The 24,432-nt window shown below is 70.8% G+C and carries 22 protein-coding genes; 17 read left to right on the top strand and 5 right to left on the bottom strand.

Going from position 1 to position 24,432, the window contains the following annotated elements:
• The first annotated feature begins 65 nt into the window (after nucleotides 1–65).
• The 6 genes from KV100_RS16025 to KV100_RS16050 all read left to right on the top strand — a co-directional run bounded on the left by KV100_RS16025 (nucleotide 66) and on the right by KV100_RS16050 (nucleotide 5,748).
• On the top strand, nucleotides 66–1,301 hold the full coding sequence (locus tag KV100_RS16025; protein WP_220344106.1) for a triacylglycerol lipase: 1,236 nt from the start codon (nucleotides 66–68) through the stop codon (nucleotides 1,299–1,301).
• Nucleotides 1,298–1,771, top strand: a complete 474-nt coding sequence (locus tag KV100_RS16030; protein WP_220344107.1) for an SRPBCC family protein — start codon at nucleotides 1,298–1,300, stop codon at nucleotides 1,769–1,771. Before KV100_RS16025 ends, KV100_RS16030 begins: the two co-directional genes overlap by 4 nt.
• A gap of 143 nt (nucleotides 1,772–1,914) precedes the next feature.
• Entirely contained in the window at nucleotides 1,915–2,505 is a 591-nt protein-coding gene (locus KV100_RS16035; protein ID WP_220344707.1) for an ATP-dependent Clp protease proteolytic subunit, read from the top strand.
• A gap of 44 nt (nucleotides 2,506–2,549) precedes the next feature.
• The gene (locus tag KV100_RS16040) at nucleotides 2,550–3,185 is read left to right on the top strand and encodes an ATP-dependent Clp protease proteolytic subunit (protein WP_255559416.1); all 636 of its coding nucleotides are present in this window, start codon (nucleotides 2,550–2,552) and stop codon (nucleotides 3,183–3,185) included.
• Between the two features lie 111 nt (nucleotides 3,186–3,296).
• Nucleotides 3,297–4,571: an ATP-dependent Clp protease ATP-binding subunit ClpX gene (clpX, locus tag KV100_RS16045; RefSeq protein WP_220344108.1), complete on the top strand. Its 1,275-nt coding sequence runs from the start codon at nucleotides 3,297–3,299 to the stop codon at nucleotides 4,569–4,571.
• Between the two features lie 37 nt (nucleotides 4,572–4,608).
• Nucleotides 4,609–5,748 (top strand): trans-acting enoyl reductase family protein, encoded by a 1,140-nt coding sequence (locus KV100_RS16050; protein ID WP_220344109.1) that lies wholly within the window; start codon nucleotides 4,609–4,611, stop codon nucleotides 5,746–5,748.
• A 14-nt stretch (nucleotides 5,749–5,762) separates the two neighbouring features.
• Here KV100_RS16050 and KV100_RS16055 read toward each other — a convergent pair whose 3' ends face one another.
• From KV100_RS16055 to KV100_RS16065, 3 genes are read right to left on the bottom strand one after another with little or no spacing between them, the layout of a single operon-like run.
• The gene (locus KV100_RS16055) at nucleotides 5,763–6,200 is read right to left on the bottom strand and encodes a GNAT family N-acetyltransferase (protein ID WP_220344110.1); all 438 of its coding nucleotides are present in this window, start codon (nucleotides 6,198–6,200) and stop codon (nucleotides 5,763–5,765) included.
• An 11-nt stretch (nucleotides 6,201–6,211) separates the two neighbouring features.
• A complete protein-coding gene (valS, locus tag KV100_RS16060) occupies nucleotides 6,212–8,833 on the bottom strand; it encodes a valine--tRNA ligase (protein ID WP_220344111.1) in 2,622 nt (873 codons plus the stop codon).
• Between the two features lie 55 nt (nucleotides 8,834–8,888).
• A complete protein-coding gene (locus tag KV100_RS16065; RefSeq protein ID WP_220344112.1) occupies nucleotides 8,889–11,027 on the bottom strand; it encodes an MMPL family transporter in 2,139 nt (712 codons plus the stop codon).
• Nucleotides 11,028–11,115: 88 nt separating this feature from the next.
• Between KV100_RS16065 and KV100_RS16070 the strand changes: the two genes are divergently transcribed.
• Genes KV100_RS16070 through KV100_RS16085 form a run of 4 tightly spaced genes read left to right on the top strand, consistent with a single transcriptional unit; the run spans nucleotide 11,116 to nucleotide 14,091 of the window.
• Nucleotides 11,116–12,459, top strand: coding sequence for a folylpolyglutamate synthase/dihydrofolate synthase family protein (locus KV100_RS16070; RefSeq protein ID WP_220344113.1), 1,344 nt, complete (start codon nucleotides 11,116–11,118; stop codon nucleotides 12,457–12,459).
• Entirely contained in the window at nucleotides 12,459–12,797 is a 339-nt protein-coding gene (locus KV100_RS16075) for a DUF4233 domain-containing protein (protein WP_220344114.1), read from the top strand. Before KV100_RS16070 ends, KV100_RS16075 begins: the two co-directional genes overlap by 1 nt.
• A 36-nt stretch (nucleotides 12,798–12,833) precedes the next feature.
• A complete protein-coding gene (ndk, locus tag KV100_RS16080; protein ID WP_220344115.1) occupies nucleotides 12,834–13,244 on the top strand; it encodes a nucleoside-diphosphate kinase in 411 nt (136 codons plus the stop codon).
• A gap of 13 nt (nucleotides 13,245–13,257) precedes the next feature.
• Nucleotides 13,258–14,091 carry an aminoglycoside phosphotransferase gene (locus KV100_RS16085; protein ID WP_220344116.1) on the top strand — a complete coding sequence of 278 codons (834 nt, stop codon included), beginning with the start codon at nucleotides 13,258–13,260 and terminating at the stop codon, nucleotides 14,089–14,091.
• Between the two features lie 13 nt (nucleotides 14,092–14,104).
• Here KV100_RS16085 and KV100_RS16090 read toward each other — a convergent pair whose 3' ends face one another.
• Nucleotides 14,105–14,788, bottom strand: a complete 684-nt coding sequence (locus KV100_RS16090) for an NIPSNAP family protein (RefSeq protein WP_220344117.1) — start codon at nucleotides 14,786–14,788, stop codon at nucleotides 14,105–14,107.
• Nucleotides 14,789–14,895: 107 nt separating this feature from the next.
• Between KV100_RS16090 and KV100_RS16095 the strand changes: the two genes are divergently transcribed.
• From KV100_RS16095 to KV100_RS16125, 7 genes are all read left to right on the top strand, one after another.
• Nucleotides 14,896–15,930, top strand: coding sequence for a rod shape-determining protein (locus KV100_RS16095; RefSeq protein WP_220344118.1), 1,035 nt, complete (start codon nucleotides 14,896–14,898; stop codon nucleotides 15,928–15,930).
• 4 nt (nucleotides 15,931–15,934) lie between these two features.
• Nucleotides 15,935–16,783: a rod shape-determining protein MreC gene (gene mreC, locus KV100_RS16100; protein WP_220344119.1), complete on the top strand. Its 849-nt coding sequence runs from the start codon at nucleotides 15,935–15,937 to the stop codon at nucleotides 16,781–16,783.
• Nucleotides 16,784–16,785: 2 nt separating this feature from the next.
• Nucleotides 16,786–17,301, top strand: a complete 516-nt coding sequence (mreD, locus tag KV100_RS16105) for a rod shape-determining protein MreD (protein ID WP_220344120.1) — start codon at nucleotides 16,786–16,788, stop codon at nucleotides 17,299–17,301.
• Complete coding sequence (mrdA, locus tag KV100_RS16110; protein WP_220344121.1) at nucleotides 17,298–19,439, top strand: penicillin-binding protein 2; 2,142 nt, start codon at nucleotides 17,298–17,300, stop codon at nucleotides 19,437–19,439. Before mreD ends, mrdA begins: the two co-directional genes overlap by 4 nt.
• A complete protein-coding gene (gene rodA, locus KV100_RS16115; protein ID WP_220344122.1) occupies nucleotides 19,436–20,644 on the top strand; it encodes a rod shape-determining protein RodA in 1,209 nt (402 codons plus the stop codon). Before mrdA ends, rodA begins: the two co-directional genes overlap by 4 nt.
• 131 nt (nucleotides 20,645–20,775) lie before the next feature.
• Nucleotides 20,776–22,728: a TIGR03960 family B12-binding radical SAM protein gene (locus KV100_RS16120; RefSeq protein WP_220344123.1), complete on the top strand. Its 1,953-nt coding sequence runs from the start codon at nucleotides 20,776–20,778 to the stop codon at nucleotides 22,726–22,728.
• Nucleotides 22,728–23,210, top strand: a complete 483-nt coding sequence (locus KV100_RS16125; RefSeq protein ID WP_220344124.1) for a GNAT family N-acetyltransferase — start codon at nucleotides 22,728–22,730, stop codon at nucleotides 23,208–23,210. The genes KV100_RS16120 and KV100_RS16125 overlap by 1 nt, the downstream gene beginning before the upstream one ends.
• On the opposite strand, the gene KV100_RS16130 is transcribed toward KV100_RS16125, so the two are convergent.
• Complete coding sequence (locus KV100_RS16130; protein WP_220344125.1) at nucleotides 23,179–24,378, bottom strand: MFS transporter; 1,200 nt, start codon at nucleotides 24,376–24,378, stop codon at nucleotides 23,179–23,181. The two genes, KV100_RS16125 and KV100_RS16130, sit on opposite strands and share 32 nt — an antisense overlap.
• Nucleotides 24,379–24,432: the final 54 nt, after the last annotated feature.

Below are 24,432 nucleotides of genomic sequence, written 5' to 3' on the forward strand. Positions count from 1 at the left end.
TGTTCGGGCTGACCGTCCAGGGGCGGGGTAGCGGCGAGCGGTCGGATACCGCGAGTATGTGAGGCGTGACGTCCACCGCTCCCCGCACCGCGCACACCGCCGCGGTCGCCTTCGGCTACGCCGACGACGTGGTGGTCCGGTGCGTCCGCGAGGTCCACGACGCCGTCGCGCGCCGCGTGTTCGGCAGCTGGTGGGGCGGTCACGTCCCCAAGGTGGCCCACGACGCCGTGGCCTCGGTGGCCTACGCGGGTGTCTCCGGCGGGCTCCGTGGGGCCAGCCGCGGGCTGCGGCGCCTCGCCGACCGAGGAGTCGGCCGGTCGGTCGAGAGCACGCCGCGCACGCGGCTGCTGCGCTCTGCCGTCAACGCCCTCGTCGGTGACCGGCTCGCCGACGGGAAGGACCCGTACGCGCTGCCGATGGTGCTCCGCAGCGATGGCGCCGACGTCGTGCCCGATGGGGCCGGCTTCGCCCGTGCCTACCCGGCCGCCACCGGCGAGGTCGTCGTGCTGGTCCACGGGCTCGGGGAGAACGACGACTCCTGGGACTTCCGGGCGCAGCGGCACGGACGGACGTACGACGACGCCCTGCACGAGCAGACGGCCGCGACCCCCGTCCGCCTGCGTTACAACACCGGCCGCCACGTCTCCGACAACGGCGCCGAGCTGTCTGACCTGCTCGCCGACCTCGTCGCCGCGTGGCCGGTTCCGGTCACCCGGCTCCATCTCGTGGGGCACTCGATGGGTGGTCTCGTGGTCCGGTCCGCGACGGCCCACGGGGTCGCGGGCAGAGCAGCGTGGACCGAGATCGTCGCCACGGTCGTCTGCCTCGGCACACCGCACCTCGGCGCCGCGATGGAACGCGCCGCGCACGCGGGCTCGCGGGTCCTGAGCGCCGTCCCCGAGAGCCTCCCGTTCGCCACCGTCCTCGGCGCCCGGTCGGCCGGGATCGTTGACCTCCGCCACGGCTACGTCACCCGCGACGAGTGGCACGGGCAGGACCTCACCGCCCGTTGGGGCGACGGCCGGCTCGCCGTGGCACCGTTGCCGCATGCGACCTACCACTTCGTCGCCGCGGCGGCCGACCTGATCGTCAGCGGTCGCTCGGCGGCCGGAGCAGGGCGCGACGGCGCCGTCGTGGTGGCTCACGCGTCGGCCTCCCGCGTCCCCGGCGGCCACCTCGGCCTTCTCAACCATCCCCGCATCGCCGAGCGGCTCGTCGGGTGGGTCAACGGCCGCCCTCCCGCGCTCGTCACCGGCTCAGACCACCCGCACTCCACCCCCACCCAGGAAGGACGACCATGAACGTCGCCCCCGACCCGTACCTCCTCGAGGTCAGCACCGACGTCGACGCGCCGCCCCGCGCCGTGTGGGAGGTCGTCTCCGACCTCCGGCGGATGCCGGAGTGGAGCCCGCAGACCCGGCGGATGATCGTGCGCGGGCGGATCGGGAAGGGCACCCGCACGCTCAACATCAACAAGTACGGGTGGAGGGTGTGGCCCACCACCTCCACCGTCGTGAGGTACGACCCGCAGCGGGCGATCGCGTTCTCGGTGCCGGTCAACGGCACGGTGTGGTCCTACCACCTCGAGGACCTCGGCGAGGGCCGCACCCGTCTCGTCGAGCGCCGTGAGGCGCCGCAGGGCACGACGCCGGTCTCGCGCGCACTGATCAAGCGGTTCCTCGGCGGGGACGCCGCCTACGGCTCCCAGCTCGAGCGTGACATGGAAGCGACGCTGGATCGGATCAAGGCTGCGGTCGAGCGTCGTCCGTGAATGCCTCACCTCCGTCCCGCGACCACGTCCAGGGTCGCGGCGGGTCGGGTTGTGCGCCCGTAGCGAAATCGGCCGGGTTCCCCTCGGGTTCGTCTCCCGGCCCCGCTAGGGTCGAGGGCGTGAACACAGAGATGACACCGCGCATGGCTGGCGAGGTCGGCCCGAACGATCTCGACGGCCACATCTACCAGCGCCTCCTCAAGGAGCGCATCATCTTCCTCGGGTCGGAGGTGCGCGACCAGAACGCCAACGCGATCTGCGCGCAGATGCTGCTGCTCAACGCGGAGGATCCCAAGACCGACATCCGGCTCTACATCAACTCGCCCGGCGGCTCCGTCGACTCCGGCATGGCGATCTACGACACCATGCAGTTCATCTCCAACGACGTCGTGACCGTGGGCATGGGGCTCGCCGCCTCGATGGGGCAGTTCCTCCTCGCCGCCGGCGCTCCAGGCAAGCGCTATGCGCTCCCGCACGCGCGGATCATGATGCACCAGCCGTCCGGCGGTCTCGGCGGCTCTGCCTCCGACATCCGCATCCAGGCCGAGCAGAGCCTGCTCCTCAAGCTGCAGCTCAACCAGCTCCAGGCCACCCACACGGGCCAGACGCTCGAGACGATCGAGCGCGACTCCGATCGCGACCGGTGGTTCACCGCCGAGCAGGCGAAGGACTACGGGTTCATCGACCACGTGATCGCCCGCGTGAACGACGTGACACGGGGTGAGGCGTCGTGACCGCCTCCGTCCTCCCGATCAGCGGCCCGACCCCAGGAGCCGGCATGACCATGCCCCACCAGCAGTTCGCCCCCTCGATGAACTACTACATCCCTCAGTGGGAGGAGCGGACGTCGTACGGCTTCCGCCGCATCGACCCGTACGCCAAGCTGTTCGAGGACCGCATCATCTTCCTCGGCACGCCGATCTCCGACGACGTCGCCAACGCGGTGATGGCACAGCTGCTGTGCCTGCAGTCGATGGACCCCGATCGCGACATCTCGCTCTACATCAACTCGCCCGGCGGCTCGTTCACGGCGCTCACGGCCATCTACGACACGATGCGCTACCTCAAGCCCGACGTGCAGACGGTGTGCCTCGGACAGGCGGCCTCCGCCGCGGCTGTCCTGCTGGCGGCCGGCACCCCGGGCAAGCGCCTCGCACTGCCCAACAGCCGGATCCTGATCCACCAGCCCTACACCGAGGGCACCTACGGTCAGAGCTCCGACCTGGAGATCACCGCCAACGAGATCCTGCGCATGCGCGACCTGCTGGAGACGATGATCTCCGAGGCCTCGGGCAAGCCGAAGGACGAGGTCAGCCGCGACGTCGAGCGCGACAAGATCCTCACCGCCGACCAGGCCGTCGAGTACGGCCTCGTCGACCAGATCCTGGAGACGCTCAAGACTCCGGCGGTCTGACAGAACTGACACGCCCGACGCCGGGTCGGCCACACGTCGGCCCGGCACAGGGTACGGTCGAAGAAGCAGCGGCGGGGGACACAGCCCCGCACGACGAAGGGTGAGGAAGCGGTGGCACGCATCGACGGCGGTGACCTGCTCAAGTGCTCGTTCTGCGGCAAGAGTCAGAAGCAGGTCAAGAAGTTGATCGCCGGGCCGGGCGTCTACATCTGCGACGAGTGCATCGAGCTGTGCAACGAGATCATCGAGGACGAGCTGCAGGAGACGTCCGAGGTCTCGCTCGACGAGCTCCCGAAGCCCCGCGAGATCTACGAGTTCCTCAACCAGTACGTCATCGGCCAGGACCCGGCCAAGAAGTCGCTCGCGGTGGCGGTCTACAACCACTACAAGCGGGTGCAGGCCGGCGCCGCCGCCGGCCGTCACAAGGAGGACGTGGTCGAGCTGGCCAAGTCCAACATCCTGCTCGTGGGTCCCACCGGCTGCGGCAAGACCTATCTCGCGCAGACGCTCGCCCGGATGCTCAACGTCCCGTTCGCGATCGCCGACGCGACCGCGCTCACCGAGGCGGGCTACGTGGGTGAGGACGTCGAGAACATCCTCCTCAAGCTGATCCAGGCCGCTGACTACGACGTCAAGAAGGCCGAGACCGGCATCATCTACATCGACGAGGTCGACAAGATCGCCCGCAAGAGCGAGAACCCGTCGATCACGCGTGACGTGTCCGGCGAGGGCGTGCAGCAGGCGCTGCTCAAGATCCTGGAGGGGACGACGGCCTCCGTGCCGCCCCAGGGCGGGCGCAAGCACCCGCACCAGGAGTTCATCCAGATCGACACCACCAACATCCTCTTCATCGTGGGCGGCGCGTTCGCCGGCATCGAGCAGATCATCGAGAGCCGCAACGGCAAGATGTCGCTCGGCTTCAACCCCAACCGCGAGGAGGCGGCCGCCGAGCGCGTCACCGGGCAGTCGTTCAACCAGCTGATGCCCGAAGACCTGCTCAAGTTCGGTCTGATCCCCGAGTTCATCGGGCGTCTGCCGGTCATCGCGACGGTCGAGAACCTCGACAAGGAAGCCCTCGTCGAGATCCTCACCCAGCCCAAGAACGCGCTGACCAAGCAGTACGCCAAGCTCTTCGAGATCGACCACGTCGAGCTGGAGTTCACCGAGGACGCCATCGACGCGATGGCCGACCTCGCGTTGCTGCGTGGCACCGGTGCCCGAGGACTGCGCGCGATCATCGAAGAGGTCCTGCTCAACGTCATGTACGACGTCCCGAGCCGTGACGACGTCGCCAAGGTCGTCGTCACCAAGGAGACGGTCCTCGACAACGTCAACCCGACGCTCGTGCCGCACCGCGACGAAGAGCGTCGCGACAAGGCTTCCTGAGTCGGACCGCCCGCGTCGGTGAGCCTAGACTCGCCGCGTGACATACGACTTCGCCTTGCTCGGTGCCACCGGGTTCACCGGCGGCCTCACTGCCGACTACCTCGCCGCGCACGCGCCAGACGGTGCCTCGTGGGCGATCGCGGGACGCAGCCGTGCCAAGCTCGACGCCGTCGCTGGTCGCATCGCCGCGACCGGTCGGGCGACACCTGACGTCGTCGTCGCCGACGTGACCGATCCGCGCTCGCTCCGCGCGCTGGCGGAGTCCACCGCCGTCCTGGCGTCCACGGTCGGCCCGTACGCCCTCCACGGCGGGCCTGTCGTCGCAGCCTGCGCGGAGGCCGGCACCACCTACTGCGACCTCACCGGCGAGCCCGACTTCGTCGACCGCATGTGGCTGGAGCACCACGAAACCGCCGTACGCACGGGCGCGCGTCTCGTGCACTCCTGCGGCTTCGACTCGGTGCCGCACGACATCGGCGTGCTCTACACGGTGAGGCAGCTCCCGACGGGCGTGCCGATCACGATCCGGGGGTACGTCCGGGCCTCGGGCGAGATCTCGGGTGGGACCTACCAGTCCGCACTCGGCGGGTTCGCCGCGGTCCGTACGAGCCGGTCGACGGCGCAGGAACGCCGCCGGCGCGAGCCACGTCCCGAGGGTAGGAGGGTGCACTCTCTGTCGGAGCGGCCCGGGCGTGGAGCGTCGGGCAGAGGGTGGGCGCTCCCGCTGCCGACCATCGACCCGCAGGTCGTCCTGAGGTCCGCTCGAGCCCTGCCCGCGTACGGACCTGACTTCTCCTACGGGCACTATGCGCAGTTCCGTCATCTGCCGACGGCGGTCGCCACGACGCTCGGGCTGGGTGCGCTCGCTGTCGGCGTGCAGGTCCCGCCCGTCCGCAAGGCGCTGCTGGGGATGAAGGGGTCGGGGGAGGGGCCCAGCGAGGCACGACGTGCGCGCTCGTGGTTCCGGGTCCGGTTCGAGGCGCAGGCGGGTGACACCCGTCTGATCACCGAGGCTGCCGGCGGCGACCCCGGATACACCGAGACCGCGCGCATGCTCGGCGAGACGATGCTGGCGCTGTCGTACGACGACCTGCCGGAGACGGCCGGCCAGGTCACGACGGCGGTGGCGGCCGGGGACGCGCTGCTGGCGCGCCTGCCGTACTTCCACACGATCTGACACGTCGCGCCCCGTCAGAGCGTGAGCTTGAACCCGACGTGGCTCGCCGTGAACCCGAGCCGCTCGTAGAAGCGGTGTGCACCCTCACGTGAGGCGTCCGACGTGAGCTGCACGAGGTGGCAGCCCGCAGCACGGGCCTCGTCGACGGCCCACTGGATCATCGTCGACCCGAGCCCGTCACCGCGCAGGTCCCGCCGAACGCGTACGGCCTCGATCTGGGCTCGCGTCGCTCCACGCCGCCCCAGCCCGCGCAGGAAGCTGAGCTGGAGCGTGCCCACCACCTCTCCGCCGCGCTCTGCGACCACGATGCGCTGGCTCGGGTCGCCCGTGAGCGCGGTGAGCGCCTCGTAGTAGGGCCTGAGGTCGTCAGGCGACTCACGGGTCGCGCCGAGCGGGTCGTCGGCGAGCATGGCCACGATCTGCGGGACGTCGTCGGGGACGGCGTCGCGCATCGCCGGGTCGTTCACTCGCTCGGCTTCGCCGCGCTCTCGGCGGGCTTCTTCGGCTCCGGGTCCGCGAGCTCGGCCTCGACCGCGATCTCGTCACCTTGCTGCGAGGTGTCGACGACGAACTCGACGTCGCCGGTGACGTTGCCGGCGGCACGCAGGTCGGGAAGGGCCCGCTTCACGATCTCGAGGCGCTGCTCGGCGCCGCGCACGACCAGTCCGGTCACAGCGGTGCGCTGACTGACCTTCGCCGTGGACTTCGCGCCGCGGATGCCGGCGAGGACCTGACCGGCCGCCACCAGCAGCGCAGGATCGTGGGGAGTGGTCGTGATCTCGATGTCGGCCACGGGCCACTCAGCACGGTGGATCGAGCCCTCCTGCCACCACGACCAGACCTCTTCGGTGACGTAGGGCAGGAACGGTGCGAGCAGGCGCAGCTGGACCGACAGGGCGATCGCGAAGGCACAGCGTGCCGAGTCCGCGCCCGCGCCCTCGCCACGGGCGCGGTCCTTCACGAGCTCCAGGTAGTCGTCGCAGAAGTCCCAGAAGAACCGCTCCGTCACCTCGAGCGCCGTCGTGTAGTCGTAGGCCTCGAACGCCTCCGTGGCCTCGATGGCGACCTGGCGGAGCCGGCGCAGCATCGAGAGGTCGAGGAGCTCGGTCACCCGGTGCGGCTCGAGGAAGGAGGCGTCGACCCCCAGGCCGTACGCCTCGGGCGCGGCGAGCACGAACTTGGACGCGTTGAGCACCTTCATCGCGAGGCGGCGCCCGACCTTCATCTGGGCCTCGTCGAACGGCGAGTCGGCACCGGGTCGTGCGCCCGCGGCGCGCCAACGCACCGCGTCGGCCCCGAACTTCTCGAGGATGTCGGTCGGGACGACCACGTTGCCCTTGGACTTGGACATCTTCTTGCGGTCGGGATCGACCACGAAGCCTGAGATCAGCGCGTGCGACCACGGCGCGGTGTGGTTCTCGAGGTGGGCACGCACCACGCTGGAGAACAGCCAGGTGCGGATGATGTCGTGCGCCTGGGGCCGGAGGTCCATCGGGAACGTCCGCTCGAACAGGTCCTGGTCGCGCTCCCAGCCGCAGGCGATCTGCGGGGTGAGCGACGACGTGGCCCAGGTGTCGAAGATGTCCGGGTCGCCGACGAACCCGCCCGGCTTGCCGCGCTGGTACTCCTCGAAGCCTCTCGGTGCTTGTGCCTGCGGGTCGACCGGTAGGTCGGCCTCGGTCGGCACGATCGGGTTCTCGTAGTCGGGCTCACCCTCGTTGTCGAGGGCGTACCAGACGGGAATGGGCACCCCGAAGAAGCGCTGCCTGCTGAGCAGCCAGTCACCGTTGAGACCGTCGATCCAGTTGGTGTAGCGCGTCTGCATGTAGGCCGGGGACCACGAGATGTCGTGGCCACGCGCCACGAGCTGACCGCGCAGCTCCGGCTCCCGACCGCCGTTGGCGAGGTACCACTGGCGCGTCGAGACGATCTCCAGGGGCTTGTCGCCCTTCTCGTAGAAGTTCGCCATGCGGGTCGTCGGCTTGGGCTCGCCGTCGAGGTCACCGGACTCGCGCAGCGCGGCGACGAGCGCCTCGCGCGCGGAGAAGACGGTCTTGCCGGCCAGCTGTTCGTACGCCCGGCGTCCGTCGTGCGACGAGATCCAGCCCGGGACCTCCCGGAGGATGCGGCCGTCGCGACCGACGACCGTCCGCGTCGGCAGGTCGTACTCGCGCCACCACTGGACGTCGGTCAGGTCGCCGAAGGTGCAGCAGTGGACGATGCCTGAGCCCTTCTCAGGATCGGCGGCGGCATCCGCGATGATCGGCAGCTCCACGCCGAAGATCGGCGAGGTCGCCGTCGTGCCGAACAGGTGCTGGTAGCGCTCGTCGTCGGGGTGGGCGATCAGCGCGACCGCCGACGGGGTCAGCTCGGGCCGGGTCGTCTCGACGTGGACCTTCGAGCCGTCGGGGAGCGTGTAACCGACCCGGTAGTAGTGCCCCGGGTAGTCGCGGGCCTCGAGCTCGGCCTGCGCCACCGCCGTCTGGAAGGTGACGTCCCACAGGGTCGGGGCGTCGGAGGTGTAGGCCTCCCCGCGTGCGAGGTTGCGGAGGAAGGCCCGCTGCGACGCGGTCCGCGAGGTGTCACCGATCGTCGTGTAGGTCTGCTCCCAGTCGACCGACAGGCCGACGGTGCGCCAGACGTCCTCGAACGCCTTCTCGTCGATCTCGACGAGCTCCTCGCAGAGCTTGATGAAGTTTTCTCTGCTCACCGGGATCTGGCGCTTCGGGTCGGGCTTCTCGGGCGGCGTGAAGTCCTCGTCGTACGGCAGCGAGGGGTCGCAGCGGACACCGAAGTAGTTCTGGACGCGGCGCTCGGTGGGCAGACCGTTGTCGTCCCAACCCATCGGGTAGAAGACCTCCATGCCACGCATGCGCTGGAAGCGGGCGATGAGATCGGCGTGCGTGTAGGAGAAGACGTGGCCGACGTGCAGCGACCCGGAGACGGTCGGCGGCGGTGTGTCGATCGCGTATACCTGGTCCCGCGTCTTGGAGCGGTCGAACGCGTAGGTGCCACGCTCTTGCCACAGCGCGGACCACTTCTGCTCGAGCCCTTCCAGGGCAGGCTTCTCCGGCACGTTGCTCATGACGCCAGTCTAGGAGTGCGGCGATCCTCGACCGTGACCCGGCTGCAACCTCCCGTCACGGGGTCCGTGGTCCACCCTCGCCTCCGACCGCGACCGGATCTGCGTGCGGACCGAGCGCGTCATCGCCGGCGACGTCCTCTTGGCGCGCGAGAGCGCTCGGCCACCACATGTGGCGCCCCACGTCGAGGTTGAGAGCGGTCACCAGCACCGACCGTACGACGAGGGTGTCGAGCAGCACGCCGAACGCGACCGTGAAGCCCATCTGCGCGAAGAACACCAGCGGGAGCGTCGCCAGCACCGAGAACGTGCCGGCGAGCACCAGACCCGCCGAGGTGATCACGGCGCCGGTCGCGGCGAGCCCGATGAGGGCACCCCTGCGTGTGCCGACCCGGTGCGCCTCCTCGCGCACCCGGGTCATCAAGAAGATGTTGTAGTCGATCCCGAGCGCGACGAGGAAGACGAACACGAACAGCGGGAAGGCCGTGTCGGTCCCCGCGAACCCGAACACGTGACGGAAGACCAGCGCGCTGATGCCGAGGGCCGCCCCGAAGGACAGAACCACCGTGGCGAGCAGGATGACGGGCGCGACCAGGGCGCGCAGCAGTGCCATCAGGATGAGCACGACCACCACGAGGATCGCCGGGATGATCACCCGGTTGTCGCGGGCCGAGGCGTTCTGGATGTCGAGGGTGACAGCGGTGGTGCCACCGACCAGCGCGTCGGGGTCGGCGGCGTCGAGGTCGTCACGGAGGTTCTCGATCGCGTCGTAGGCGGCGTCGCTGTCGGGCTCGGACTCCAGGGTGCCCTCCATGTAGGCCAGGTCGCCCTTGACCGTCGGCTCGGTCACGCTCTGGTCGGCGATCCCGTCGTCGGCCTGGAACGCCGCGCGGACGTCATCGACTGTCTCGGGGCTCGAGACCACGACGACCGGCGCGCCGGCGCCGCCCGGGAAGTGGTCGGAGAGGACCTTCTCGCCCGCGACGGAGTCGGGCGTGCCGAGGAACGCCTCCTCGGTGCTGAGACCGGTCGCGTTGAGCTGAATGATGCCGATGCTCGCGACGGCCAGCAAGAGCGAGGTTCCGACCCAGATCCGCCGGGGGCGCCGGGCGATGCGGCGACCGGCGCCGGCCCACACGCCGTGCGCGCTCGGGTCGACGTCGCCGAAGTGCGGGATGCGCGGCCAGAAGATCCATCGCCCCAGGACCACCAGCAGCGCGGGCAGCATCGTGAGCATCACCGCGAGACCGCACACGATGCCGATCGCGGCGACCGGACCGAGGCCGCGGGTCGACGTCATCTGGGCGAGCAGCAGGCACAGCATGCCGATCGCGACGGTCGCGCCACTGGCGACGATCGCGGGTCCCGCGCGGTGCAGAGCGCTCGCCATCGCCTCACGACGGCTCTCGTGCCGTCGCAGCTCCTCGCGGTAGCGGGCGACCAGCAGGAGGGCGTAGTCGGTGCCGGCGCCGAAGACCAGGACCGTCAGGATGCTCGCGCTCTGACCGTCGACGGTGAGGTCCGCGTACTTGGCCAGCAGGACGATGACCGCCTGGGCGACGACGAGAGCGACGGCGGCCGAGACGACCGGCAGCAGCCACAGGACCGGGCTGCGGTAGGTGAGCAGCAGCAGGATGGTCACCACGCCGCCGGCCGCGAGCAGCAGGGTGCTGTCGATGCCCTCGAAGACCGCGGCGGAGTCCGCGGCCTGCCCCGCAGGGCCGGTCACGTACGTCTCGAGCCCGTCATCACCGTCGCCCGCGGTGGCCTGCAGCTCGTCGACGACCTCAGCTGCTTTGTTCCAGCCGTCCTCGCCCAGGTTGAGCGGGACGATGATCTCGAGGGCCTCGCCGTCCTCGGACGGGATCGGACCGACGACCTTCCCGTCGATGTCGTCGCGCTGGGCGAACGTCGCCGCGTCCTCCTGTGCGGCAGCCGTGTCAGCCGGTTGCAGGCCGCCTTCGCGCTCGTACACCACCACCGCCGGGATGAGGTTGGGGGAGGAGAAGTTCTTGGCAGCGTCGAGCGCCTTCGTCGACTCCGCGCTGGTGGGCAGCCAGTTCTCTGCCTCGTTCTCCTGAACGTCGGTCAGCTGGCCGGCCGTCGAGCCGAGCAGACCGACGACCACGACCCAGAAGACGATCGCAAGTACAGGTGTGAAGCGGTGGTTGATCCATCCGGCGATCGATCGGTGCATGGTGTTCCCCCTGAAAAGCAGCTGTTCGACCCTACGACCGGCCGGGCGCCAGGAAGTCATCGTTTGCATCCCTGGGATACTGGACGCGATGACGAACCCCACGTACGCCGACGTCGAGCAGGCCCTGCTGGCGCGCTGGCCCGAAACCAGGCTCGAGCCGTCGCTGGAGCGCATCCGCGCCCTGTGCCGTCTGATGGGCGACCCCCAGACGGCGTACCCGGTGATCCAGCTCACCGGCACGAACGGCAAGACCTCGACCGGCCGCATGATCGACGCACTCCTGCGCGAGCTGGGAGTGCGCACCGGCCGGTTCACGAGCCCGCACCTGGTCTCGATGACCGAACGCATCAGCATCGACGGCCAGCCGCTGAGCGAGGAGCTCTTCGTCGAGGCCTATGCCGACGTCGCCGCGTACGCGCAGGTGGTCGACGACAGCCAGCCGGTCCCGCTGTCGTACTTCGAGCTCATGGTCGGGATCGCCTACCAGGCCTTCGCCGACGCCCCGGTCGACGTGGCCGTCGTCGAGGTCGGCATGGGCGGCACCTGGGACGCCACCAACGTCGTGGACGCCGCGGTCGCGGTCATCACGCCCATCGACGTCGACCACGCCAGCTACCTCGGTGACACGCCTGGCGACATCGCCGTCGAGAAGTCCGGGATCATCAAGCCCGGCGCCCAGGTCGTGGTGGCCCGCCAGCCCGAGGATGCCGCCGCCGAGATCGCGGCGCGGGCCACCGAGGTCGGAGCGACGCTGCACCGCGAGGGCGTGGAGTTCGGCGTGATCGACCGGACGCCCGCCCTCGGTGGTCAGCTCCTGACGCTCAAGGGCATCGGGGGGACCTACCCGGAGGTCTTCCTGCCGCTGTTCGGGAGCCACCAGGCCGACAACGCCGCGTACGCCCTGGCTGCCGTCGAGGCGTTCACCGGGTCCAAGGAGCTGGACGGCACGATCGTGCGCGACGCCTTCGCCGCGGTGACCTCGCCGGGCCGGCTCGAGGTCGTACGGCGCAGCCCGACCGTCGTCCTCGACGCGGCCCACAACCCGGCCGGTGCACGTGCGACCGCGGAGGCGGTCCAGGAGGCGTTCTCCTTCACACCTCTGATCGGGGTGGTCGGCGTGATGGCCGACAAGGAGGTCGACGAGATCCTGCAGGCGCTCGAGCCGGTGATGGCCGAGATCGTCTGCACACAGAACGCGACCGACCGGGCGATGCCCGCCGACGAGCTCGCCGACGTCGCCGAGGGCATCTTCGGCTCGGATCGGGTCCACGTCGCGCGACGGCTCCCGGACGCGATCGAGAAGGCCGTCGCGCTGGCCGAGAGCGAGCGCTACGGCGAGGGCGTCGGCAGCGGGGGTGTCCTCGTCACCGGCTCGGTGGTGACCGTGGGAGAGGCGCGAGTGCTGCTTGCCCCGAGAGAGACGGTGGACTGATGCGCGGCATGTGTGCCGGAGTGCTGTTCTTCGAGGCGATCGTCCTGGCACTGGCGACGCCGGTGATGATCCAGGTCGAGGGCGTGTCCACAGGCGTGGCGCTCGCCTGGGGCCTGGGGTTGGCTGCCCTGGCGCTGGTGACAGCCGGTCTGCTGCGTTTCCCGTGGGCGTACGCCCTGGGGTGGCTCGTCCAGGTGGGCGCGGTGGCGATGGGCTTCCTGCTCCCGATCGCGTTCTTCGTCGGCGGCGTGTTCGCGGCGATCTGGGCCACGGCGTGGGTGCTCGGCCGCCGCATCGAGCGCGACCGGGCCGCCAACCCCGAGTTCTACGCCCGCTGAGAAGCCGCTCCACCCCGGCTCGCTAGGCTTCGGTCCATGTCCGAACGCACTCTGGTCCTGCTCAAACCCGACGCCGTCGGCCGCGGTCTCGTCGGTGAGATCCTCGGCCGCTACGAGTCCAAGGGGCTCCGCATCGCCGCGATGTGGTTCGGCACGATCGACGGCGCGAAAGCGGACGCCCACTACGCCGAGCACGTCGAGCGCGACTTCTATCCGCCGCTGCGCGAGTTCGTCACGTCCGGCCCGATGGCGGCACTGGTCCTCGAGGGCGACGCGGCGATCGACGTCGTGCGCGTGCTCAACGGTGCGACCGACGGCCGGGTCGCGGCGCCGGGCACCATCCGCGGCGACCTGTCGCTGTCCAACCGCGAGAACCTCGTCCACGGCTCGGACTCCACCGCGTCGGCGGAGCGGGAGATCGCCCTGTGGTTCCCCGAGCTGGTCTGACCGCGCGGGCCGCGTGAGATATCGCGAGCCCAACCCTTCGCTCCCCGAGGTCCCCCTCCTCGGCGGTGACGTCACCGAGGGCCTGGTGCGCGTCGGCGACACCGTACGCCGACCCACCGGTCCGCAGACGCCGCTCGTGATCGATGTCTTGACGCACCTCGAGCGGGTCGGTTTCGACGGTGCCCCGCGCCACCTCGGGATCGACGAGGCCGGCCGGCAGGTGGTCTCGTACGTCCCGGGGGAGGTCGCCTCACGCCCGCGACCGGGCTGGATCGCCGACGAGACACGGATCGTGAGCGTCGCTCGGCTGCTTCGCCGCTACGACGACGCCGTCGAGACCCTCGGCGTCCCGGCCGCGGCAACCGGCCTGCCGCCTGCCGACCCAGCCGGCACCCCGGCGCGCGTCGCCGGGACACCCGAGCTGATCGGCCACCTCGACGTGACGCCGGACAACGTCGTCTTCGCCCACGGCGAGGCCCGTGCACTCATCGACTTCGACTTCGTTCGTCCGGCCACCCGGACGGAGGAGGTGCAGAACCTCCTGCTCTGGTGGGCTCCCCTCGTCCCTGTGCAGGACCGACCTCGCCCCCTCGCCGACGTGGACGTCTTCGCGCGGGCCCGCCTGCTGGTCGACGCGTACGGGCTCGCCGCGGCCGACCGCGCACGGCTGGTCGACGTCGTCGAGAACGCCGCGGCGCGGGCATGGTTCCGCATGCGGCACAACGCCGAGACGCTCGGTGGCGGCTGGGCGCGGATGTGGGACGAGGGTGTCGGCGAGGCGATCCGACGTCGCCAGGTCTGGCTGGCCGAGCACCGCGACGCCCTGCACCGGGCGGTGGCCGGCTGAGGTCTCGCGCCACCTAGCGCGAGGCGGACTGCTCCGTCCGCACGAGCCGGAGCTCGCCGGTGACGCTTGCGCGCAGCGCGGACAACAGTCCGTCGGACCGCTGGGCGGACTCCAGCCGCCGTCGGTGGGCGGCGTGCTCCGACGCCGTGGCGAACCGTGCAACGCGGACGTAGACGTCGACGTCCTCGCGTACCGGCAGCGCCGGGAACGCGTTGACGACGTCGGCGGTGGCGTACGCCGCGACGGCGACCGAGCCCAGCTCGGCGAGGAGGTCGTCGCCCTGCTCTGCCATGAGTGCGGCGAAGTCGTCGACGTCGTCCGGCTCGTACAGCGTGACGACGACGATGTCCGCAGCGAGGTCGGCGGTGGGGGACAAGGCACGTCCCGAGACCGGACGGAGCAGCAGGACGTCGTCCGACGAGATCATCGTGGCGTTCGCGGCGTCGCGGTGCCGGGCCCACACCGGCCCCTCGTAGAACGCGCGCAGTGCCGGCCCGCGGCTCGCGGCGTCGTCGAACCCGCGTATCCAGACGAACTGGTCGGGATCGTCGAGGTCTCGGAACGGCCCGAGGACCGACATCCCGACCTCCTCCTGCGGGGTCACGAGCTCCGACTCGAACAGGCGGACGAGCGTCTCGCGTTGACCCGCGTGCAGCGCGTAGCGGCGGAGCTCGACGAGGGCAGGCGCAGAGGACATGACCACACCCTGGCAGCAGGCACCGACATCCCCGCTCGGACGGGCCGTACGGCGGTTCGCGGGCGTGTCTGCCCGGGAAGACTGCGACGCCGACCTAGCCTGAGCCCATGTCCTTCCCCTTGCGCAGCCTGCTCGGGCGCGACATGGCGGTCGACCTGGGCACGGCGAACACCCTCGTCTATGTGCGGGGCAAGGGCGTCATGCTCGACGAGCCGTCGGTCGTCGCCCTCGCTGCGCAGACCCATGAGATCCTCGCCGTGGGGTCTGAGGCCAAGCGGATGCACGGGCGCACGCCTGACGCGATCTCGGTGGTCCGACCGATGAAGGACGGCGTGATCGCCGACTTCGAGGCGTGCGAGCACATGCTGAGGCTGTTCATCCAGCAGGTCCACCGGCGTCGCTACTTCACCAAGCCTCGCCTGGTCGTGTGCGTCCCGAGCGCCATCACCTCGGTCGAGCAGCGTGCGGTCCGAGAGGCCGGCTACCAGGCCGGAGCCCGCCAGGTGTTCATCGTCGAGGAGCCGATGGCGGCAGCGCTCGGTGCGGGTCTGCCCGTGCACGAGCCGACCGGCAACATGATCGTCGACGTGGGCGGAGGCACGACGGAGGTCGCGGTGATCGCGCTCGGGGGCATCGTGGCCAGCCGCTCGATCCGCACCGCGGGCGACGACATGGACGAGGCCATCGTGGCGTGGTTCAAGAAGGAGCACGCGCTGCTGCTCGGCGACCGTACGGCCGAGGACCTCAAGGTGACGGCCGGATCAGCCTTCCCCCTGCCCGACGAACGGACCGTCCACGTCCGCGGCCGCGACCTCGTCGGAGGTCTCCCTCGGACGGTGGACGTCACCGTCGGCGAGGTCCGTCGCGCGTTGGAGGAGCCCGTGGCGGCGATCGTCGACGCCATCAGGGGCACGCTCGACCTGACGCCGCCCGAGCTCGCGGGCGACATCATGGACCGGGGCATCGTCCTCACCGGCGGCGGGGCGCTGCTGCCGGGCCTCGACGACCGGATCCGCCACGAGACGCAGATCCCGGTCCACGTGGTCGACGACCCCCTCCACTCGGTCGCGCTCGGCGCCGGCAAGTGCGTGGAGGAGTTCGACGCCCTGCAGCAGGTGCTCACTTCCGAGCCCCGCAGGTGACGGCGTGGCCAGGACCCGTCGTCGCCCCGACCAGCAGCACCGTCCGCGGACGGTGCTGCTCGTGCTGCTGCTCGCCGCCGTCGCCCTGATCAGCGTCGACCTGTCCGGAGCCGGATCGCCCGCCCGTACGCTCGCCGGCTCCGTGCTCGGACCACTGGAGTCGGGCGCCCATCGGCTCTTGTCGCCGTTCGGCGTCGACAGCTTCGCCACCCGCGACCAGCTCCGCGACGACAAGGCCGCGCTCGAGGCGGAGAACGCCCGCCTGCGAGGGCTGGTGGCCTCGTCCGACGTCGACCGGACTCGGCTCGCCGAGTACGACGCGCTCGCGGCGTTCGCGACCTCGGCGGACCTCGAGACGGTGACGGCCCACGTCGTCGGGATCGGTGCAGCGCAGTCCTTCCGGCGCACCGTCGTCCTCGACGCGGGCACGTCACGCGGTGTCCGCCGGGACATGACCGTGCTGGGTCCCGACGGCCTCGTCGGTCGCGTCATCAGCGCAACCTCGCGCAACGCCGTCGTGCTCCTGCTCGTCGACGCCGACTCGGTGGTCGGTGCGCGGCTCGGAGCCGAGCACGAGCTCGGGATGCTGCGTGGTGACGGCAGCCTGTCGGGCACGGGGAGGCTGAACCTCGAGGTGCTCGACCGCTCCGCCGTGCCGAAGGTCGGTGACCCGATCGTCTCGTGGGGATCGCGCGACGGTGTCCCGTACATCGCCGGGGTCCCGATCGGCCGCGTCGAGAAGGTCGTGGAGTCGCCGCGTGACGAGACCGCATCGGTGACGGTGGCGCCCTACGTCGACTTCTCCGCCCTCGACACGGTCTCGGTCGTCGTCGGCGCCCGGAAGGGATCGTGACGGTGGACGGCCGTCGGGTCGCCCTCGTCGTGGCCCTGCTCGTCGTCGGCGTGGTCGCTCAGACCAGCGTGCTGGCGCCGCTGGTCCCGACCGCGGTGGTTCCCGACGTCGTGCTCGTCCTCGTGGTGGCGGTGGGCTTGTGCGGGGGGACCACCGAAGGGGCCTGGGCCGGGTTCACCGGCGGCCTGCTGCTCGACGCCGCGCCGCCCGCCGACCACGTCCTCGGTCAGTGGGCGCTATCGCTCACGGTGGTCGGCTACCTCGCCGGGACCGTCGACCGGGGGAGCCGGCCGTCGTGGCTGAGCGACAGCCTCACCGTGGCTGCGGCCGCCTTCGTCGGCACCTCGATCTTCGCGCTGAGCAGCCTCGCCCTCGGTGAGCCCGGGGCGCACCTCGCGATGGTGCTCCCGGTCGTCGCGCTCGCCGTCGTCTACGACGTGGTGCTGGGCCTGGCTCTGGTGCCCGGCGTCCGTGCTCTGCTCGGCAGGGTCGAGCCTGCCCCACAGGTCAGGTGGTGACGGTGCGGCGAGGGCGGGCACGGATCGTCGTGGTGCAGGTGCTCGTGGTCGCGCTGTTCGCGACGCTGTGCGCCCGCCTCTGGTACGTCCAGGTCGTCGGCGGCGACGAATACCAAGCGCGCGCCGCGAACAACGCCAACCGCCAGGTCCTCGTGCAGCCTCAGCGCGGCCTGGTCGTCGACGCGATGGGGCGCCCGCTGGCTGCCAACAAGGTCACCTGGGTCGTCACGGTCGACCGCTCGCGGCTGACGCGGCTCGAGTCCGAGGAGCAGAGCGACGTGCTGGGACGGCTCGCCCGGCTGGTCGACCTCGACTACGACGTGCTCCTCGACCGGATCAAGCTGTGTGGCGAGCAGGGGGCGCCGGAGCCCCCGGCCTGCTGGAACGGCTCGCCGTACGAGCCGGTCCCGGTCGCGCAGGACGTCCCGCGGGACGTGGCGCTGTCGCTGTCGGAGCGGGCCGAGGAGTTCCCCGCGGTCGCCGCCGAGCAGCGCTCGGTGCGGGCGTACCCGCGCCCCGAGGGGGTCAACGCCGCGCAGCTGCTCGGCTACGTCACGCCGATCACCGCTGACGAGTACGACGCGGCGCGCGAGCGCGACGACGAGAGCCTCAACGCGGCCTCCGTGGTCGGACGGGCCGGGGTCGAGCGCAGCTACGACGCCGACCTGCGTGGAGTCCCGGGGACGACCGGCAAGTCGGTGGACTCGCGAGGTCGGGTCATCGCGGAGGGTACGGCGGTGGACCCGCAGGCGGGCAGGACCGTGGTCACGAGCATCGACTCCCGGGTCCAGGCGCTCGCCGAGGGACAGCTGAAGAAGGCGATCGAGAAGGCCCGCACGACCCACGACGACGTCACCGGACGCAGCTACGAGGCGACCGCCGGGGCCGCCGTCGTCCTGGACCCCGACGACGGGCGAGTGATCGCGGCGGCGAGCTACCCGTCGTACGACCCGCAGGTCTGGGTCGACGGCATCACCAACCGGCAGCTCGAGTCGCTCTACGCCGAGGACTCCGGGACCCCGCTGCTGTCTCGCGTGACGCAGGCGCAGCTCGCGCCGGGGTCGACGTGGAAGCCCTTCGTCGCCGCGGGAGCGCTCGAGGACCGGTGGGACACCGGATCGCGCCTCGACTGCTCCTCCGGGCTCCAGGTGGGCAACCGGTGGTTCAAGAACTACGAGTCGGCCTCGTACGGGCCGATCGGCTTCGACCGGGCGCTCGCGGCGTCCTGCGACACGTTCTTCTACCGGATCGCCTACGCCGCGTGGACGGACCAGGGCGGCACCGACGCCAAGACCGGCGTCCACGACCCGCTGGTCGAGATGGCACGCGCGTTCGGGTTCTCCGAGCGCACCGGCATCGACATCCCCGGTGAGGCCGGCGGGCGTCTCGGCGACCGGCAGTGGCGCCAGGACTACTGGAAGGCCAACAAGGACCGCTACTGCGCGATCGCCCGCAAGCCCGAGAAGGTGGAGAGCGCCTACCTGCGCCTGTTCGCGCGCGAGTTCTGCGCCGACGGCTACGTCTACCGAGCGGGAGACGCGGTCAACTTCTCGATCGGTCAGGGCGAGACCCTGGTGACGCCGCTGCAGCTCGCTGTTGGCTACGCCGCGCTCGCCAACGGAGGCACGCTCTACGAGCCCCGGGTGGCGAAGGCGGTGCTGGACGCCGACGGCTCGGTGGTGCGCGAGATCGCTCCGGAGCGGGCCGGACGCGTGCCGGTCAGCAAGAAGCACCTGCGCTACGTCGACGGCGCGCTCCTCGACACCGCCAAGACGGGCACGATGGCCTGGAAGATGGGCGGCTTCCCGCTCGACCAGGTGAAGGTCCGTTCCAAGACCGGGACCGCCGAGGTCACAGGGCGTCAGACGACCGGGTGGGTCGCCTCGTACGACGAGAACTACGTCGTCGTGATGATGATGGAGCAGGCGGGCACCGGCTCAGGGTCGTCCGGCGACGCGGTGCGGGCGATCTGGGAGGGCCTGTACGGCATCGAGGGCGGCAAGGTCCGGCGGGACCGGGCACTCATGCCGAGAGCCAGACCGCCGGTCTCGCTCCCTCGGGTCGCCGACGACGGCAGGATCCTGCCGCCGGTCACGAAGCGCACGAAGGCCGATGCCGACGAGGAGGACGACCGGTGAGCGGCCGGGGGACCGTACGCCCGGCGCTGCGGCCTGGCGCCTCGGTGCGGACCTCGTGGGGCGACGTCGACCTGCCTCTGGTCGCGTCGGCCCTCGCGCTCTCGGTCGTCGGGACTCTGCTGGTCTGGTCGGCGACCGCGTCGCGCGACGACCTCACCGGTGGCGATCCCACCGCGTACCTGGTCAAGCAGGCGACCAACGTCGTGATCGCCGTCGGGCTCGGCGTGGTCATGGCGTCGACCGACCGGAGGTGGATCCGGTTGTGGGCGCCGGTCGTCTACGGCGCCGCGGTCCTGGGGCTGGTGCTGGTCTTCGTGCCCGGTGTCGGCGCCGTGGTCAACGGGTCACGCTCGTGGCTTCAGGTGGGCGGGCTCTCGCTCCAGCCGGCCGAGCTCGCGAAGCTCGGCGTGGTGCTCGTGATGGCCCTGCTCTTCGCCGAGCGGACCGAGGGCAGGATGCGCCGGGTCGTCCGTTCGTCCGACGTCCTGCTGGCCCTGGCCTGCGCTGCCGTGCCGGCTGCCTTGATCCTCGCCCAGCCCGACCTCGGGACGCTGATGGTGATGGCCGCGATCGTCCTGGGTGTGCTCGCCGTCGCGGGTGTCCGTCTCCTGTGGCTCGGCGGACTCGTGACGGTCGGGCTGGCGGTGGTCCTCGGAGCGATCGCCGTGGGGGTCATCGAGGAGTACCAGGTCTTGCGCTTCGAGGCCTTCACCGACCCTGAGCTCGATCCGCGCGGGGCTGGCTACAACACGGTGCAGGCACGGATCGCGATCGGCAACGGTGGTCTGCTCGGTCAAGGACTCTTCCACGGCACCCAGACGCAGGCCGGCTTCGTCCCCGAGCAGCACACCGACTTCGTCTTCACGGTGGCGGGGGAGGAGCTCGGTCTCCTCGGCGCCGGGCTCGTCGTGCTGCTCCTGGGGGTCCTGGTGTGGCGGTGCCTGCGGATCGCCGCACGGGCCGACGACCTCTTCGACCGGCTGGCAGCGGCGGGGATCGGGTGCTGGTTCGGCTTCCAGGCGTTCCAGAACATCGGGATGTCGCTGGGCATCATGCCGATCACCGGCGTGCCGCTGCCGTTCGTGTCGTACGGCGGCACGGCGTTGTTCGCCTCGGCGATGGCCGTGGGCCTGCTGGTCGCGATCGGCCGTCGCAGCGCGCCTCCGGCCGTGGTCGTCCGGTCCCGGGCCACCCGCTCCCGCTGACCCGCGGCCGCCAGACGTTGACCCGCGGCCGCCAGACGTTGACCCGCGGCCGCCAGACGTTGACCCGCGGCCGCCAGACGGTGGCCCGCGAGGGATTCGGTGGGCGGGACATCCCTCGTTACCCTGGTGGCATGCCCGTCAACCACCTCGACGACTCCGTCGCGTCGGTCTTCGACCGGCTCGAGCCGATCCTTCCCACGATCAGCAAGCCGATCCAGTACGTCGGCGGGGAGCTCAACTCCGTCAACAAGGACTGGAGCGCCGTCGACGTCCGGTGGGCCCTGATGTATCCCGACGCCTACGAGGTCGGTCTCCCCAACCAGGGCGTCCAGATCCTGTACGAGGTCCTCAACGAGCGCGACTGGCTCCTCGCCGAGCGCACGTACGCGGTCTTTCCCGACATGGAAGCCGCGATGCGCGAGCACGGGATCCCTCAGTTCACGGTGGACAGCCACCGCCCGGTCAGGGCGTTCGACCTGCTGGGTGTCTCGTTCTCCACCGAGCTCGGATACACCAACCTCTTGACGGCTCTGGACCTCGCGGGCATCCCGCTGCGCGCGGCCGACCGCACCGACGCCGACCCGATCGTCCTCGCCGGTGGGCACGCCGCCTTCAACCCCGAGCCGATCGCGGACTTCGTCGACGCGGCGGTGCTCGGTGACGGCGAGGAGATCGTCCTCAAGATCAGCGAGGTCGTGCGGGAGTGGAAGGCCGAGGGCTGTCCCGGTGGTCGCGAGGAGCTGCTGATGCGCCTCGCGAGCTCCGGCAGCGTCTACGTTCCCATGTTCTACGACGTCGACTACCTCCCCGACGGTCGCATCCAGCGGGTGGCCCCCAACCGTCCCGGGGTCCCGTGGCGCGTCACGAAGCACACGCTGATGGACCTCGACCAGTGGCCGTACCCGAAGAACCCGCTGGTCCCGCTCGCCGAGACCGTCCACGAGCGCTACTCGGTGGAGATCTTCCGCGGCTGCACCCGCGGCTGCCGCTTCTGCCAGGCCGGCATGATCACCCGCCCGGTGCGCGAGCGCAGCCTGCAGACCATCGGAGAGATGGTCGACAACGGGCTCAAGAAGTCCGGTTTCGAGGAGGTCGGCCTCCTCTCGCTGAGCAGCGCCGACCACACCGAGATCGGAGAGGTCGCCAAGCAGCTCGGCGACCGTTATGAGGGGTCCAACACCTCGCTGTCGCTGCCGAGCACCCGCGTCGACGCGTTCAACATCACGCTCGCCAACGAGTTCAGCCGCAACGGGCGCCGGTCCGGCCTCACGTTCGCTCCCGAGGGCGGGTCGGAGCGCCTGCGCAAGGTGATCAACAAGATGGTCACCGAGGAGGACCTGATCCGGACGGTCTCTGCGGCGTACTCGCACGGCTGGCGCCAGGTCAAGCTCTACTTCATGTGCGGCCTCCCCACCGAGACCGACGAGGACGTCATGCAGATCGGTGAGCTCGCCAAGAAGGTCATCGAGACCGGCCGTGAGGTGTCCGGCCGCAAGGACATCCGCTGCACGGTGTCGATCGGCGGCTTCGTCCCGAAGCCGCACACCCCGTTCCAGTGGGCCGCCCAGCTCGACCACGAGACCACCGACGAGCGACTCCGCAAGCTGCGCTCCTCGGTGCAGTCCGACAAGCGCTTCGGCCGGGCGATCGGCTTCCGCTACCACGACGGCAAGCCGGGCACGATCGAGGGCCTCCTCTCGCGGGGTGACCGACGGGTCGGCCGCATCATCGAGGCGGTCTGGCGTGACGGCGGCCGATTCGACGGCTGGAGCGAGCACTTCTCGTACGAGCGCTGGGAGCGTTGCGCGGACGAGGCGCTGGCCGACGAGCCGGTCGACCTCGACTGGTACACCACGCGGGAGCGCGAGTACGCCGAGGTGCTCCCCTGGGACCACCTGGACTCCGGGCTCGACCGTGACTGGCTCTGGGAGGACTGGCAGGACGCCATCGACCCCGACGGGGCTCGCGAGGTCGAGGACTGCCGCTGGACCCCGTGCTTCGACTGCGGCGTCTGCCCGCAGATGGACCTCGACATCCAGATCGGCCCCACCGGCAAGACGCTGCTCCCGCTCAGCGTCCTCTGATGCGGGTACGCCGCGCCGGGGCGGCCGACGTGCGGGCCCTCGCCGGTCTCCGGGCGCGGTGGACCGAGGAGCTGGACGGTCCGACCGACGACCCGTCGTTCCTCGACCGCTTCGACGCGTGGTTCGCCCGCGAGTCGGCGCAGCGGGTGGTCTGGCTGGCCGAGACCGGCGAGGGCTCGCCGATCGGCATGCTCAACGTGATGCTCTTCGAGCGGATGCCGCGGCCGGGCCGGGCCACGGGCAGCTGGGGCTACGTCGCCAACGTCTACGTGGTGCCCGCGCACCGGGGCGCGGGTGTCGGAGGGCGGCTGATGGGGGCACTGACCTCGTACGCGGACGAGACCGGCCTGGTCCGTCTCGTCCTGAGCCCGACCGCACGGTCGGTCTCGCTCTACGCACGCGCGGGGTTCAGCGGTGACCACGACCTCATGCTGCGGCCCCAGGGAGCACTCAGCGAGCGTGGAGCTGGTCCTCGACCATGACGGGCCGGGCGACGTAGGTCCCGACGACCCCGATCAGCAGCGCGAGCGCGACGAGCATCGCGACCGGGGCGCCCCACCCACCCGTCGAGTCGTGGAGGAGTCCCGTCCCGAACGGGCCGAGCGCCGCGATGAGGTAGCCGAGTCCCTGCACGAACCCCGAGAGCGCGACCGTGCCCTCGTGCGTGCGGGACCGCTTGGCGATCATCGTCAGGACCCAGGGGAAGGCGGCGCCTCCGATGCCCAGCAGGACCGCCCAGGCCCACGGCGCCGCGGTCGGCCACCAGAGGACGCCGAGCCAGCCGGCCGCCGTGACCACGGCGAACGACCAGGGCAACCACGCGCGGTCGCGTGACCAGCCGATGACCGCCGGCAGCAGGAGCGCGGCCGGGATCCCGATCCCCGTGACGATCGCCAGCATGCTGCCCGCATAGGCGTCGCTGAGCCCGGCATCCTCCAGGATCGCGGGGAACCAGCCGAACTGGGCGTACGCCTGCGCGGCCTGTGCCCCGAAGCAGACCGCCATCATCCAGGCCAGCGGAGCGCGGACCAGCTCCCCGATCGTGATCGGGGTCGCCGCGTCGGTGGAGCGGACGTCGTGGCGGAGCAGCCGGAGCCAGGGGACGAGCGTGACGGCCGCGAGCAGGGCCCACGTGAAGAGGCCCCACCGCCAGTCACCCGTCGCCTCCGCGATGGGAACGGTGAGGGCGGCCGACAGCGTCGCCCCTCCGACGATGGCGGCGCCGGCGATCGACGACACCAGGGCGATCCGGTCGGGGAAGTGGACCTTCACCAACGGCGGAAGGATCACGTTGCCGATCGCGCAGCCCGCGAGCGCCACAGCCGAGGCGATGAGGAAGAGCCCGCCGCTCTCGGCGAACGTCCGTGCCGCGAGTCCGACCGCGACGACCGCGGTCGACGCGATAGCGGTGGTGTGCAGGCCGATCGCGCGCACGATCGTGTTCGCGAGCGAGCCGACCAGGGCGAAGCAGATCACCGGGAGCGTGGTGAGCGCGCCGGCGGCGGTCGCCGACATGTCGAGGTCACCGCGGATGTCGTTGAGGACCACGCCGACGCTGCCCACCGACGCCCTCAGGTTCAGCGCGAGCAGGATGATGCACGCGAGGACGAAGGCTCGGTTGCCACGAGACTCGAGAGTGGGGGACGTCACCGGACAAATCTGTCACGGGACGCGCGGGAGCCGGCGGAGGGGCGCCCTTGGGTA

Origin of the sequence: Mumia sp. zg.B21, from assembly GCF_019550855.1 — a bacterium.
Lineage (GTDB): Bacteria > Actinomycetota > Actinomycetes > Propionibacteriales > Nocardioidaceae > Mumia.